The sequence below is a fragment of the Microbispora hainanensis genome (assembly GCF_036186745.1).
Lineage (GTDB): Bacteria > Actinomycetota > Actinomycetes > Streptosporangiales > Streptosporangiaceae > Microbispora.
The window spans coordinates 8,217,263-8,231,208 of the sequence record NZ_CP108086.1 but is presented as its reverse complement, the minus strand read 5'-3'; the positions used below and the strand labels follow the sequence as shown (position 1 = coordinate 8,231,208).

The following is a 13,946-nucleotide window of genomic DNA, read 5'->3' as shown; positions in this document are numbered from 1 at the left end:
TTACGATCTGCCGACTCCGAGCCGGCGGTGTTCGAGCGAGGGGAGGGTGGCGCGCGCGGTCTCGGTCCAGGCCGTGTCGATCTCCGCGATCAGCACGCCGGGGCCCGTGCCCAGGTCATGCCGGGCGACGCCCATCGGATCGACGAGCATGCTGCGGCCCACACCGAACCCGTCCGGTATGGCGGGATTGGGGGCTTGACCGACCGCGATGGTCCAGGTTGTGTTCTCGATGGCCCTGGCCCTCACCAGGGTCGTCCAGTGGTCCTCCTTCAGCGGGCCCGAGCCCCAGGCGGCGATCACGGCGAACGTGTCCGCGCCCCGGTCCACCAGCGCGCGGGCCAGCTCGGGGAAGCGGACGTCATAACAGGTGATCAGGCCGATCCTGAGCCCGGCCAGCTCCACGACCTCCGGGACGTCCCCCGGCGCGACCAGCTTCGACTCCTTCGCGCCGAAGGAGTCGAACAGGTGGATCTTCCGGTAGGCCGCGGCGAGCGAGCCGTCCTCCCGCAGGGCGACGGCCGTGTTCCACACCCTGCCGTCCGGGGCGGTCTCGAAGACGCCGGCGATGACGGCCGTGCCGTGCTCGCGCGCGGCCTCGGCCAGGCCGGTGACGAACGGGCCGTCCAGGGGCTGGGCGGTCTCGAGGATCCCCGGGCCGAACCGGGCGAGCGTCGCCTCGGGGAACACGGCGAGGTCCGCCCCCCGCGCCCGTGCGAGGGCGTCACGCACGGTCGAGAGGTTGGTCTCCGGGTCGTGGTCGACGGGAATCTGGCACAGCGCTACGCGGGTCACGGATCACAGTCTGCCCGGTCGCCGCCGTGCCCCACCAGGTGCCTCCGGAGTCGTCCAGGGAGGTGCCCCACCACGTGAGCGTGCGCCACACCCGTTCCAGCGGGCCGTACCGGTGCCGGGCGAGCCACCACCTGCAGAAGACCGCCTGCACGGCCACGGTGACGACGGTGAGCACCACGACGGCGGCACCCGTGTGGTCGGCCTCCAGAAGCGGCATCGCCACCACGATCACCGTCGTGCCCGTCACGTAGTTGGTCAGCGTCATCCTGCCCAGCGCCTCGAACACCGCCGTACGACGGGCGACCAGCAGGAACGCCGTGGCGTACGCCGCCGCGCCGCACAGCGCCGCCGCCTGGTAGACCCCGCCGCCGGGCGGCGCGTGGTTCCACCACCAGGTCAGCCCGGCCGCGAGCAGGGCCGCCGTACCGCACACGGCGCCGAGGAGCGGCCCGCTGCCCAGGCCGTCGGCCCCGCCGAGGCGCCCGGCGCCCCTCCTCGCCTCCCCGCCGGGCGCGGCGGCCAGGCCGAGCAGGAACAGCGCGGTGATCAGCACGTACGGATGGGGGTCGAGCACGGAGGCGACCAGGACGCCGCAGCCCACCAGCAGCACGGCCCCCCGGGGCAGCAGGCTCGCCGGAAGCAACAGGACCACCCCCAGCAGCGCGTACGGCAGCAGCACCTCGCCGGGGTCGATCAGCATGTGCGCCGCGCCCAGGGCCGCGAGCACGGCCAGGCGCCGCAGCATGACGACGCGCGGGCGCCGCGTGCGCAGCCCCGCCGAGCGCAGGAACAGCGCGAAGGACAGCCCGAACAGGAACGCGAACATCGGGTAGAAGCGGCTCTGGAACAGGTTCGTCATCACCCAGTCGATCGAGGTCGGCCCGTGCCGCACCCTCTGCTGCCAGGCGTTGACCAGCATGATCCCGCACACCGCGAACCCGCGCAGCGCGTCGACCCGCCGGATCCTGTCCGCCGCCGCCTTCACCCCGACCGTCCCCTTCGTGCCCGTCTTCGTGTCAGTCCCTCCGCGAGCCGGGCGGCCAGAGCACCAGCACCCGCATCTCCTGCTCGCGGGCGTGCGCGACGACGTCGGCAGTCCCGCCGTACCCGCGCGCCGGCAGCCCGTCCCAGACGGCGAGCAACTCGTCCGCCCGCTCCAGCATGAAGACCGAGGCGGCCATGTACGCCACCGGTTCCGGCCGTTCGAACGGCATCGTGTGCACGTGCCGCGCGAGCGGGAGCAGCTCGTCGTATCCCGCCCGGGCCGCGCGGGGCAGGCTCTCCCGATATCCGGCGGAGGGCACGATCACGTCGAGCTCGCCGCCGGCACGCAGCACCTCGCGGGCGAAGAGCTGGTCGGCCCCCTCCGCCAGGCAGGACAGGCCCACGAGCGGCCGGCCCCGGCCGGCGAGAACGGCCCGAAGGGCGCGGCGGATCCGGACGGCCGTGTCCCTGGGCAGGCCCCGGTGGCCGGTGAACGCGATCGTGGGCACCCCGCTCACTCGCTCAGCCGACCCGTACGATCTGGAAACCCGCGGTGGCCAGGATGCGCGGCAGGTTCCGCACGGTGTCGCGGGCCTTCTCTCTCGCCATGTCCGAGATGTTGTCCCAGCTGTCCAGGTCGGGGTGCCTCCTGCTCTCGTCGTCGCGGACCGGGCCGCGGGTCCATCCGTCGGCGACCAGGTCCCGCAGCCACCGTTCGTGCTCCATCATCGCAAGCTGCTCGATCTCGTAGTCCTTGAAGGCGAAGTGCAGCTCGGGCTCCACGCGGGGAGCGAGGGCGCAGCCGATGCTCGTCAGCTTGCGGCCGATGTCCTCGGCCTGCCGCCGGTTCGCCGCCCGCAGACGGGACGGCAGGCTCTCCCACGGCACCAGCGAGGGGTTGGTCGCCCGCACGTGGCGCCGCGCGGTGTTCTCCACGATGTAGCTCTCGTGGATCGCCCGGGCGAGCGTCTCCACCAGGTCCTCCCCGATGAGTCGTGGGTCGCCGGCCTCCTCGTTGACCGCGAAGACGCGCAGGGCGCCGGACAGCCCCTCCAGCAGATGGACGTCATCGAAGGCCCGGCTGAAGGTGCCGGCCTCCTCGACCCGTACCACGAGCGATCCCGGCCCGCAGTTCCACAGACGCAGCGAGGTGAGCGCGGTCTTGAGCGCGAGGTCCTGGTCGCGATGGCACACGAACACCCGCTGCGGCGGCTCGGACGGCAGCAGCTCTCCCAGCGGCAGGTCGCCGGGCGGCGCGTTGTGCGTGGTCAGCGCGCACGTCTCGGCCACGAACTCGAACCTGCGGCACACGGCCTCGACGGTCTTGGTGGCGTCGGCGTCGATGACCGTCACGGGCAGCGGGTACGGCGCGGGGATCAGCCGCCGCCTGCGCGCCATCTCGACCAGCAGGCTGCGGCCGAAGGCGTCGAGCCCGATGACGACGACAGGCTGCTCGTTCACTATCGGGTGCCGGTCCAGGAGCACCCGGGCGGCGAGCTCGTCCAGGTTGAAGAAGTCGAGACGCAGCCGGGGCCTGCCGGGAAGGCTCAGCCGGCGGGCCCGCAGCGCGGCGCACAGGTCGGGATCGGAGATCAGCGCGTACGCCGACAGGGGCCGCCTGCCGTCGGCTCTGGCCACGCCGTGCGCCGCCAGGGCGATCGCCGTGTTGGCCGAGCTGTCCGGCTCGCAGGCGTACAGGACGGAGGCCCGCTGGATCCCGGCGGCGCGGAGGGTGGCGGGGCTGCGCGCGTCGCCCCTGACGTAGAGCACCCTGCGATCGCCGGTGGCGGCCACCGGAGCCGACCCGATCATCACGATCCGCGTGCTCGTCGCGCGCAGCCGTTCCACCAGGGCCAGCGCCGGCGATCCCGTGCCGCACACGACCACGTGCTCCTTCGACCTGCGCGCCCGCAACCGCCGCAGTTCGGCGGCGAACAGCAGGCGGGCTCCGTCGACGAGGGTGTAGATCGTCACGCCGGGCGCGGCGAAACGCGCGAACTCCAGCAGGCCCGGCAGCGGTTTCGGCTCGTCGAGCGGCGCGGAGTCGAATACGAACAGTTGCAGGTCCCAGTAGAGGAGATCGAGGGGACCCGACGGCAGATTCAGCGTTTTCGCATAGGTCTGAAGGCCGATATATCCGGTCACCAGTGCGGCCACCGCCAGGCCCGCGAATACCGCACGCACCACGTAGCTCGCGGGAAAGGCCATAAATCCTCGTCCTTCGCTGGGCGGCACGTGCCTTTATCGAAAATAACCCGCCAAAAGGGAGCGCTCCAGGGGCCGTCCGGGAAAGGTGTTGCCGTTCCGAGGCCGCCGGGCCCTTTCGCGTCACACCGGTTCGGAGGATCCTGGGCCTGAGATCCTTCGACGATCGACACGGAGGGCCCGGCGTTGACGGACGGGGTGTGGTCGGCGGATCGCGAGCGGCGCCTCGCGGTCGCGCAACGGGGAAAGATCCACGGAGGAAGACCGGTGTTCCTGCTCCACGGGACGCCCGGCAGCAGGATCGGCCCCCTTCCACGTGAAGGACTGCTCTATCGGCTCGGCGTGCGGCTCATCACCTACGACCGCCCGGGGTACGGCGACTCCGACCGGCACGAGGGCCGCAGTGTGGGGGACGTCGCCGCGGACGTGGCCGCCATCGCGGACCACTTCGGGCTGGACCGCTTCGCGGTGGTGGGCCGTTCCGGCGGCGGGCCGCACGCGCTGGCCTGCGCCGCCCTGATCCCTCACCGGGTGACCCGGGCCGCCGTGCTCGTCGGGCTCGCGCCGCGGGAGGCGGAGGGCCTCGACTGGTTCGACGGCATGTCCGAGGGCAACATCGCGGAGTACATGACCGCGATGCAGGGACGGGCGCGGCTCGCGGCGCGGCTCGGCCCGACCGCCGCCGAGATCCGCGAGGACCCCGTACGGCTCGTCAACGCCCTCTACGACGAGCTGCCCGAGCCGGACAGGAGCGTGATCGCGGACGCCGGCATCCGGACGATGCTGGTCCAGAACTACGCGGAGGCCGTGCGCAACTCCGCGTACGGCTGGATCGACGACGCCATGGCCTTCTGCTCGCCATGGGGGTTCGACCCCGCCGACATCAGGGTCCCCACGCTGCTGTGGCACGGCGAGGACGACGTGTTCTCACCGGTCAGCCACTCCCGCTGGCTGGCCGGGCGGATACCTACCGCCACGGTGCGGATCCAGCGGGGCGCGGCGCACTTCCACGCCCTGCACGTGCTGCCCGACCTGCTCGGCTGGCTCGCCAGGGACGAACGGGCGGCCTGATCGGCCTGGCCGCCCGGGTCACCAGGGGAGCGGCTCCAGCTCGCGGTCGACGCGGCGCCAGTCCAGCACCGCCGCGATGACCGGGTGCGCCTCCCCGAGGATCCGGCGGAGCTGGACGAGCAGCGGCTCGCGCAGCACCCGCGCCTCGTCGGTCCGCCTGACGTCGCGGAGGGTGACGGCCAGGTCGGCCTCGCAGATCAGCGTGGTGGGGTGATGGGGGCCGAGCACCGCGCGCAGCCGGTCGAGCGTGTCCCGCTGCAGCTTCTCGGCCTCGGGGTAGTCCTGCAGGTCTCCGAGGGTGTTGGCCACGTTGACACCGCAGGCGAGCGAGAAGGGGTGGTCGGGCCCGACCTTGCGCCGCAACGTCGCGAGGGTCCGGGTGCCCAGCGCCCGGCTCTCGGCGAGCTCCCCCAGGTGCCGCAGGTAGATCGTGATGTTGTTGGCCGCGATCAGGGTGTAGGGGTTGTCCGCGCCCAGCTTGCTTTCGTAGCTGGCCCTGACCTCGGAGGCGAGTTCGTACGCCCGTCGCCTGTCGCCCGACGCGGCGAGGTCGCAGGCGAGGCTCAGCTTGCAGGCGACGGTGTCGGGCGACTCGGGACCGAAGCGCTGGAGACACCGCTCGTAGGTCGTCTCGGTGAGCCGCCGCGCCTCGGCGAGCGCGCCGGTCTCGCGCAGCGACACGGCGAGGCTGCGCGCGGTGTTCAGCGTGTCGGGGAGCTCGGGGCCGGACACCTCGCCGTAGCTGTTCAGCGTCTCGCGCAGCAGGTCGGCCGACTTCGCGTACTCTCCGGCCTCCCGGATGTCCAGAGCGAGGTTCGTCTCGGACAGGAGCGTGAAGGGGTGGGCGGGACCGAGCACCTCGCGGCGCTTGTCCGCGGTCTCCTGGTCGAGCCGGCGCGCGGCGCCGATGTCACCGACGTGCCGCAGGGCGACGGCCAGATTGTTGGCCGCCGCGAGGACGCGCGGGTGGTCGTCGAAGAACAGCTCCTTGGTCCGCGCGTAGGTCTCCTGCTCCATACGCAGCGACTCGCTCAGCTCGCCCAGCGCGCGCAGGTCGGCCGCGAGGCTCCCCGCGGTCTGCAGGGTGTGGGGATGCGGGTCGGGCAGGACCCTGCGCTGGTCTTCGAGGATCGCCCGGTTGAGATCGCACGCCTCGAGGTACCTGCCCTGGGAGCGCAGCACGTTGCCCATGTGGAACCGCAGGTAGAGCGTCTGCCGGTCGTAGTCGCCGAGCTTCCTGATCCACAGCTCCTCCAGGCGGCGGCCGAGGCTCAGCGCCCGGTCGAACTCGCCGCGCCGATACAGGTAGCGCACGCGGTCGATCAGCAGCTGCCGGGTCTCCTCCTCGTCGCACTCCTCGGCGTTGGACGGGGCGAGGTGCGGCCAGATCTCGTCGTAGCGCGGCCAGTTGCCGGGGTCGTCCGTGTCGCCCTCGCGCGGGCGGGCACCCAGGAGGATGCGGTGCACCTCGTGGACGGTGCGCTCGCGCTCGTCGTCGTCCATCTGGTCGCGCAGCACGGCCTGCACCAGCCGGTGCACCTGCACCGAGTTGTTGCGCTGGTCGACCTTGGCGAGGGCGAACCTGTTCAGCTCGCGCACCAGCCGCCCGATCATGATTTTCTCACGCAGCGAGTCGTCGTACCGGACCAGGCAGCGCACGGTCTCGTCGCCGTACAGCATGGACAGCGACACCGGTTCCGCGGCGAAGAACGCGAGCAACTGGAGCAGCCGGACCGCCGCGGGCGACTTTTCCCGCAGTCGCTGGAACGACACGTTCCAGGTGGCGGCGACGGGCGTCGGATAGGTCGTCGGGGAGTCTCCGAGCGCGAGCGTGCGTACGGGCTGCTTCGCGAGCTTGTCGACGTACTCGTCCACGCTCATGCCGGTCTCCTGCAGCCACGCCCCGGCCTGTTCGATGGCGAGCGGCAGGTCGCCGAGCGCGGCCGCCACCCGGTCGGCCTCCTCGTCGCTGAGATCGGCGACCCGGCGCCGCAGGTGCTCCAGGCTCTCCTCCCGGGTGAAGACGTCGATCTCCAGCGGCTTGGCGATCTGCGACCAGGTCTGGCTGCGCGAGGTGATCAGCACGTGGCCGGAGCCGCCGGGCAGGTAGGTCTGCACGTCGTCCGCGCTGTTGGCGTTGTCGAAGATGAGCAGCCAGCGGGCGTACGGCTCGCCCCGCCGTAAGGCGTCCTTGGCCGCGAGCGCCGCCTCCGCCAGGTTGTCGCCGATCCTGATGCCCAGCCGCTCGGCCAGATCGGCCATCGCTCCGTTCAGCAGCTCCGGCTGCTCGGCCGACACCCACCACACGACGTCGTAGTCGCTCATGAAGCGGTGGGCGTACTCGATGGCCAGATGTGTCTTGCCCACGCCGCCGAGGCCGAACAGGGCCTGGGTGCGGCCCTCCTGCACCTGGGTCACCACGGCCTGGCTGCCGCCGACCAACTGGTCCCGCAGCCGCTCCAGCACCTCGCCCCGGCCGGTGAAGGCGGCGTTCCTGGTCGGCAGGTTCAGGATGGCGGGCTGGATGCCGGGATACCGCGGCGTCCCTCCCTGCCCCACGGCCTCGGTGCCCGCCGGGCGGTCGAGGGCGCGCAGCAGCGCGGCGGCCGCGTGCTGCTCGTCCAGCCGGAACAGGTCCAGCGCGGGCGGGTCGGCGTACGTCTGCGGGACCCGGACGTCCGACACGCGGACGGGAAGGAGGTGAGCGGACAGGGTGGCGGGCCCCTCGGCGGCGTGCCAGGTCTCCCGGGCCTGCCGTGAGCGCAGGTAGGCGGGGGACAGCAGCGCGACCGTGCGGCCCGCGGCCTCCGGCGTCCGCGCCTGCCCGCTCTCGTCCTCCTCGCGTTCGCCCCCCTGCGTACGGACCCGCATGCCGGCCTGGGTGAGCACGGCGGCGATCCACTCCGCCCACAACCGGTCCTCGGGGACGTAGCTCAGGCTGACGTCGTTCGACAGCGACGGGCGGCGCCGGACGAACAGCTCCCGGTGACTCAGCCGCAGTTCCTCGTCCAGCGGGGGAAGGGACGAGACCCGGCCTCCGGTGATGACGCCCGTGAGCCGCTCGTAGGCGGCCAGCAGCGAGCCGGGCGAGCCGGGCGCGTCACCGAAGGTCGCCAGGGTCTCCTCGTACGCGTAGAACGGCTTGTAGGGGATCTCGACGGCCCCCCAGTAGCTGCCGGCCTGGTCCTGGCCGAGGTCGCTGGGGAACCCCTCGAACTGGCTGCGGGCGAAGGCCCGGCCCGCGTCGAGCTTCTCCTTCTCCGCGTCGTCCACGCGCATGGGGACCGGCAGGATCCTGATGCGGCGGTCGGGGAACCGTTCGGCGATCTCCGACGCGACCCGCGCGGCCCCCTCGATGCTCTGGTCGCTGAGCGTGAAGCAGGTCACCACGGTGTCGGGGAAGTGGACCGTGCAGATGTCGGCGATGTCGCTCAGGCCGGTGCGGCTGTCGATGAGCACGTAGTCGTAGCCGCGACGCATGTCCACCCGCAGGGCATCGAGGAACTGCCCTCCGCCCAGCCGCTCGTAGAAGTTGTCCCAGTCGAACGTGGACACCAGCGACGAGTAGTCGCGGTTCTGCCGTCCGGCGGGCAGGAAGTCGAGGGAGCCGCCGTCGGGGAAGTGGGGCCACTCGACCGACAGGACGTGCCGCCCCACGTCGGCGTACCGGGTGTGCCAGTCGGCGGGACGCGGCTCGGGGCGGGTCGCCGCCCAGGCGAACTCCTTGATCAGGTCGATCACGCCGGTCGTGCCGCTGATCATGTCTCCGTCGAGGAAGGGCCGGAAGAACTTGTGCAGGCCGGGAGACTCCAGGTCCCAGTCCACGACCAGCACGCGGTGGCCGTTGGAGGCGAGGATCCAGGCCGTGTTGGCCAGCGCCATCGTCCTTCCCGTCCCTCCCTTGTAGGAGTAGAACGTGACGATGTGGCCGTTTCTGAACTGGCTCACTGTCTCCCCTGCTTCACTCCCGCCGCGTCGTGGTGAGTCGGCTGCCGCGAGCGGCGGCTGCGTCGGCCAGTTGCCTGGCGAACCGACGCCCCACAGCGGGGAGCGCCCAGTCGGTGATCTGGCCGATCGTCTCCATCAGCCGCTCGAGTTCCTTCTCACCGAGGAGATCGGCGACAGAAAGGAGCCCGTAGGCATCGCACAGCAGGCGCTCGTGGTTCGCGTCGCCGCCGGCGAGGTCGAGCAGGTCGAGCAGCGCCCCGAGCTGGGCCCGGTGGAAATGCTCGGCGAGCAGCCGGGCCGTCGTCTCGGGGCCGGCGCTCAGCGGCAGGGCGATCGCGCCGTACGCCGCGCGGCTCGTCGCGCCCGTCGCGGACGGAGAGAGGGGCGTCACGACGCGCAGGCCGTCGCGCATGGCGGCCCGCTGATCATCGGTCAGGAGGTCGAGCGCGGCACGGACGACCTCGTCCCATCCGGCGGCGGTCTCGGCGCTGAGCCGGTCCTCGACGGGCAGGCCGTAGCAGTCGCGATAAGGATCGACGTCGTCGAGCAGCAGACGGATCCCGGCGCCGCCGACCAGGCGGACGGGCTCCCAGAGCCCGCTGTCCTCGGAATGCCATCGGCCGCCGACCCTCACGGCGAACGACCCGTCGTGCGCTTCGACATCGGCGCGGTCTTCTCCGGCCGCGCGCATGCGGCCGAGGGCGGGCAGATGAATGAAGTCCTGGACGACCGGCACCGTCACCTTCACGGCCAGACCGGTCCGTACGGCGGCGACCGCGGCGACGGCGGCGAGATGACCCGTGTCGGCGGTGGTGAGCGAGGCGGGATCGACGGCCGCGCAGCGCGCCGCCCAGGCACGGACGTAGGGGTGGCTCAGCAGGTCGTCGACCGCGGCGCGGTCCGCCCGCTCCGCGTCCACGAGGACGGACCAGGACTCCTCGTCGGCGACGACCGTCGCCGTGCGGCGCGCCGCCAGCCGTGCTCTGCTGAGCTGCGGGGCGCGCAGGAGGGCGACGTCGTCAGACGTGACGCTTCCCGACGCCATGGCGTCCACGGTGGCGACCGGCAGCCGGTGGACGGGGGTCGCCGGGCGCCGGCGCTCGTAGGCGACCAGGTGGGAGATCAGCCGGAAGAGGTCGGCGCAGTAAACCGAGGGGTTCGCGAAGCCCGAGCCCGTCCGGTAGCGGTGCGCGTAGAGGCCGCCGCCGCAGCTGGCGACGAGCGGGCAGCGGCGGCACTCCTCGGACAGGGAGTCCAGGCCGCCCTGACGCGCCGCGAAGCCGGGATGCCCCGCGGCCTCGTTCAGCGAGTGACGGAAGACGTCATATCCGGTCGCGGGCGCGCCGTCGAAGGAGGTCTTGAGCGAATCGGCCTGCTCGTAGGAACCGTCGGTCTCGATGACGACGAGGTCGGAGGGCCGCAGGCCGAGCGACTCGGTCTGGCTGTCCCCGCCCGAGGCGGTCAGGATGATCGACTCGAATATCCTGACCGGGACCGGCCTGCCGTCCGCGCGCCACCGGTCGTGCACGGTGATCAGCCAGTCGGCGTAGGCGGTGTCCCGGCCGGCGGGCCGCAGTGGGGGGTTGTCCCACGTTGCGTGCGGCAGCAGGAAGTCGACGCGCGGAGGGCGCAGCGCGACGAGCGCCTCGTATACCGCGATGGGATCGTTGCGGACGTCGATGGTGCACAACAGCCCGGCATAGAGATGCGGGTAATGGTCCCGCAGCAGGGTGATCGCCCGGATGACCTGGTCGTAGCTGCTGCGGCCGTTGGCGTAGAGCCGATGGCGGTCGTTCGCCACGCGGTCGCCGTCGATCGACACGCCGACCTTGACGCCCTCGTCCGTGAACATGTCGCAGAACGCTCGTGACAGGAGCACGCCGTTGGTGTGGATGCGCAGGTCGAGGTTGCAGACACCCTCGACCGCCCGGCGGAGCGTCCGTGCGAAACGCCGGAGCCGCTCGATCCCGGCGAGGAGGGGCTCGCCTCCGTGGAAGACGACGTGCGTCGTCTGGATTCGATGCTCGGCGGCATGCTCTGCGATCCGGTCCGCCGCCCGGACGGCGGTCTCGTCGGACATCACCACCGGCCGTCCCCGCCAGCTGGTGTCGGCGTGTTCGTACACATAGCAGTGGTCGCAGGCCAGATCACACCTGCTCGCCACCTTGAGCACGAACTGGCGGAAGGGCAGGGTGGCTAGAGGCGGCCGCTTGAGTGCCATTGAGTTCATAGCCTCGGTTCTGTGGGCCCGACGGGTTTGGTAATTATTTAACTCGCCCTTGCGACGCCCTCCAGGTTGCGCAGGTATCCAGGACCCTGGTGGAGCGGACCTACTTCGCGGCCGACCCTATGAGGAGTCATTCCCGTCGTCCAGCAGGTGACGGTCCGCCAGGCACTCCTGCACCCCTTTTTCTGCTGCGGTAAAGGACGGGTGATCTTCCCCCAAGACCTGGCGGGCCAGTGCCAGGGACTCTTCGTACAGTTGGAGGGCGGAAGGCACGTCCCCGAGCAGGCGGATGACCCGGGCGAGGTTGTTCATGGAGACGATGCTCGCAGGATGTGTCTCGCCGAGTACCTTGCGTCGCAGTGTGAGGACCTTTTCATGGAGCGCGCGAGCCTTTTCTAAGTCTCCCTGAGCGCGCGAGACCTCCGCCAAATTGTTTATCCAGACAAGATTGTCGGGATGTTCCTCTCCCAGCAACTCGCTCCCGATTCTCACTACTTCCGTGGCAAGAGCATGTGCAGTGGGGAGATCGTGAAGATAGCGGCACACCTTGCCGAGGTTGTTCATTGACATGAGAGTGTGAACGTTACGCTGGCCGAGTGTGCGAAGCCGCGTAGTAACGACTTGCTCGTAGATGCGTCTCGCCTGGAGTAGGTGCTCATCCTGTTCCAGGAGGACACCGCCCAGATCATTCATCGTCTGGATCGTGTCTGGATGATCTTCCCCATAGTCGCGGCGATAAACAGAGAGTGCCTGTTCATAAAGGTCTTTTGCCTCGCTCAACTTTCCAAGGCCGTGGGTCACCTGGGCAAGGCAGTTCGCCAGGCGCAGCAGGCGTGGATCCGTTTCTGAAAGCACCTCTTGGCCGATCCGCCAGGCTCGGCGGCACAACTCTTCGGCCACCGCGTAGTCGCCTTTTCGGAACAGCCGAATGCCAAGCTCGCCGAACAGCTGGGCGGCAAGAACCATTTCTTTTTGACGGAATGTCACCTCTCCGTTCACCAGGTAGGTCCAGACCCGGTCAGCATGGGGAAGCAGTGTGGCGGCGCGGCTCCAACCGTCCGGGTCCCGCTCGTTCACCTGCACGCCCGCCCACAGGAGAGTCAGGGCCGCCTTCAGCCAGCGTGAGACGCTCCAGGACGAGGACGGGTCTCTCCTCGGGGTGAACACCGCTCGCAAGCCGCGCAACCATCGCAGTCCGCGATTTCCGTCGGCCGTGATCCGGTCGCGAAGCACGTCTGAGATCAACTGGTGCACGCGGATATGCTCGGCGGTGGCCGAGGTGAGAAGGGAGGCCTGCAGGAGCGTCGCGATGGCCTCATCGAGGGCCACGACATCGGCGCAGGCGCGCGCGAGCGCACGAGGGAGCACGGACGGACTCATCATGGGCAGGTTTCGAGGAATGTCAGCGGGCGCCATAAACGCGAGAACGCGAAGGAGCTGCATGGCTGCAGGGTTGCGCCGCATCACCCAGTCGAAGGAAAGATCGAGAGTCGCCTCCACGCTGACACGACTGTGGCCCGAGCCCTGTCTAAGCAGACGCGCGCGACTGGAGTCGTACCGCTGCAGGTAGTCGCGGAGCCCGATGCCGGAGTCACGGCAGTAGGCGCCCGCTTGCTCCAGTGCGAGAGGCAGACCCCCGAGCCTCGTCGCCAGTTCCGCGGAGGAGTCCTGGTCGGCGTCTCCGGCACGGTTGCGTAAGAACCGGGCGGCCTCCTCCTGGGGGAACACCTCGAGGAGCAGCGTTTCCGCGAGACGATCGAATTGTGGGTTTCTGGAAGTTATGAGGACCTGCCCGCCTGATGTGACGGGTATCAGATCCAGGAGATCTTCGCAGCTCTTTGCATCGTCGAATATGAGGAGCCATCCCTCTCGCTCGCTCAGCAGGTCGACGACTTTCCTGGCTGTGGACTCGGCAGTGGTGGAAGCCAGGTTCATTTGGCGGCCCAACTCGGCCAGGGAGGAGACCACCGACGTTCGGCTGCCCGCGGACACCCGCCACCCCAGAGTGAGGGACGAGCGCCGGCGGTGTGCGTAAGCGAGAGCGAGTTGCGTTTTCCCGATACCTCCCATGCCGCACAGCAGAAGCGCCCGACCGCTTCCTCGCATCAGTATGGTGCCGATCCTGCGGAACTCCGCTCTGCGATTGCTGAATTCCTTGACGGGTGCTGGAATATTCCATATTTGAGTGTCGGTCTTCGGAGCGACCGTCACCGGGGGAGGTGCATGCTCGGCAGGGGCGCCATGACGTGTGCGCAGCTCCATGACCAGTACGGGAATCGCGAGCAGTATGCAGATGGGCCATGCCAGCCAAAGGTTCGATCGCCAGGAATCGGGAAGGGCGTTCGAGGCGACATTGGTCGCGGTCGGCAGCAGGACGACCGCGATGATTGATGTAGTCAGAACCCAGGAGGTCCGACGACGTGGCAAGACCGGCTCCTTCGAACGTTCTTCCCGGAAGGCGGTCCCACCGCCTTCTTGGCAGGTTACTCGTAGGATGCGTCCATGACGAGGCTTTCAGGCAACTGCGGAGCTACGATGTAGAGGCCGCGGTAGCCAGGTCGCAGCCGGCCACTGCAACCTTCGTCGTCAAAGGTGGTTTGATGCACACCAATCAACTGGTTGAATTGAACGTAACAGTAGACGCTTCAATTGCCTGCCTGTCGGGTAGCTCCTCCAGTGTTATATCGGCGTAGTCGGCGACCGAAGTATGTAGCGTGGG

8 protein-coding genes are annotated in these 13,946 nt (G+C 69.9%); 1 reads left to right on the top strand and 7 read right to left on the bottom strand.

Annotation, left to right across the window (positions count from 1 at the left end; translation table 11 throughout):
- From OHB01_RS37275 to OHB01_RS37260, 4 genes are read right to left on the bottom strand one after another with little or no spacing between them, the layout of a single operon-like run.
- A complete protein-coding gene (locus OHB01_RS37275; protein WP_328710562.1) occupies positions 1–792 on the bottom strand; it encodes a carbon-nitrogen hydrolase family protein in 792 nt (263 codons plus the stop codon).
- On the bottom strand, positions 722–1,777 hold the full coding sequence (locus OHB01_RS37270) for a DUF418 domain-containing protein (RefSeq protein WP_142645412.1): 1,056 nt from the start codon (positions 1,775–1,777) through the stop codon (positions 722–724). The genes OHB01_RS37275 and OHB01_RS37270 overlap by 71 nt, the downstream gene beginning before the upstream one ends.
- Positions 1,778–1,808: 31 nt before the next feature.
- Positions 1,809–2,294 carry a hypothetical protein gene (locus OHB01_RS37265; protein WP_315985116.1) on the bottom strand — a complete coding sequence of 162 codons (486 nt, stop codon included), beginning with the start codon at positions 2,292–2,294 and terminating at the stop codon, positions 1,809–1,811.
- Positions 2,295–2,298: 4 nt separating this feature from the next.
- Positions 2,299–3,984, bottom strand: a complete 1,686-nt coding sequence (locus OHB01_RS37260) for a RyR domain-containing protein (protein WP_328854635.1) — start codon at positions 3,982–3,984, stop codon at positions 2,299–2,301.
- A gap of 264 nt (positions 3,985–4,248) precedes the next feature.
- Between OHB01_RS37260 and OHB01_RS37255 the strand changes: the two genes are divergently transcribed.
- Positions 4,249–5,052 carry an alpha/beta fold hydrolase gene (locus OHB01_RS37255; protein ID WP_205829782.1) on the top strand — a complete coding sequence of 268 codons (804 nt, stop codon included), beginning with the start codon at positions 4,249–4,251 and terminating at the stop codon, positions 5,050–5,052.
- A gap of 18 nt (positions 5,053–5,070) precedes the next feature.
- Here OHB01_RS37255 and fxsT read toward each other — a convergent pair whose 3' ends face one another.
- From fxsT to OHB01_RS37240, 3 genes are all read right to left on the bottom strand, one after another.
- Positions 5,071–9,000: an FxSxx-COOH system tetratricopeptide repeat protein gene (gene fxsT / locus OHB01_RS37250; protein WP_142645409.1), complete on the bottom strand. Its 3,930-nt coding sequence runs from the start codon at positions 8,998–9,000 to the stop codon at positions 5,071–5,073.
- 13 nt (positions 9,001–9,013) lie between these two features.
- Complete coding sequence (locus OHB01_RS37245) at positions 9,014–11,230, bottom strand: FxsB family cyclophane-forming radical SAM/SPASM peptide maturase (RefSeq protein WP_147942376.1); 2,217 nt, start codon at positions 11,228–11,230, stop codon at positions 9,014–9,016.
- Between the two features lie 117 nt (positions 11,231–11,347).
- Positions 11,348–13,654, bottom strand: coding sequence for a tetratricopeptide repeat protein (locus OHB01_RS37240; protein ID WP_147942375.1), 2,307 nt, complete (start codon positions 13,652–13,654; stop codon positions 11,348–11,350).
- Between the last annotated feature and the right edge of the window lie 292 nt (positions 13,655–13,946).

Coding starts and splice junctions, on each gene's coding strand:
- OHB01_RS37260 (WP_328854635.1), bottom strand. CDS start 3,984: ATGGCCTTTCCCGCGAGCTACGTGGTGCGTGCGGTATTCGCGGGCCTG.
- OHB01_RS37245 (WP_147942376.1), bottom strand. CDS start 11,230: ATGAACTCAATGGCACTCAAGCGGCCGCCTCTAGCCACCCTGCCCTTC.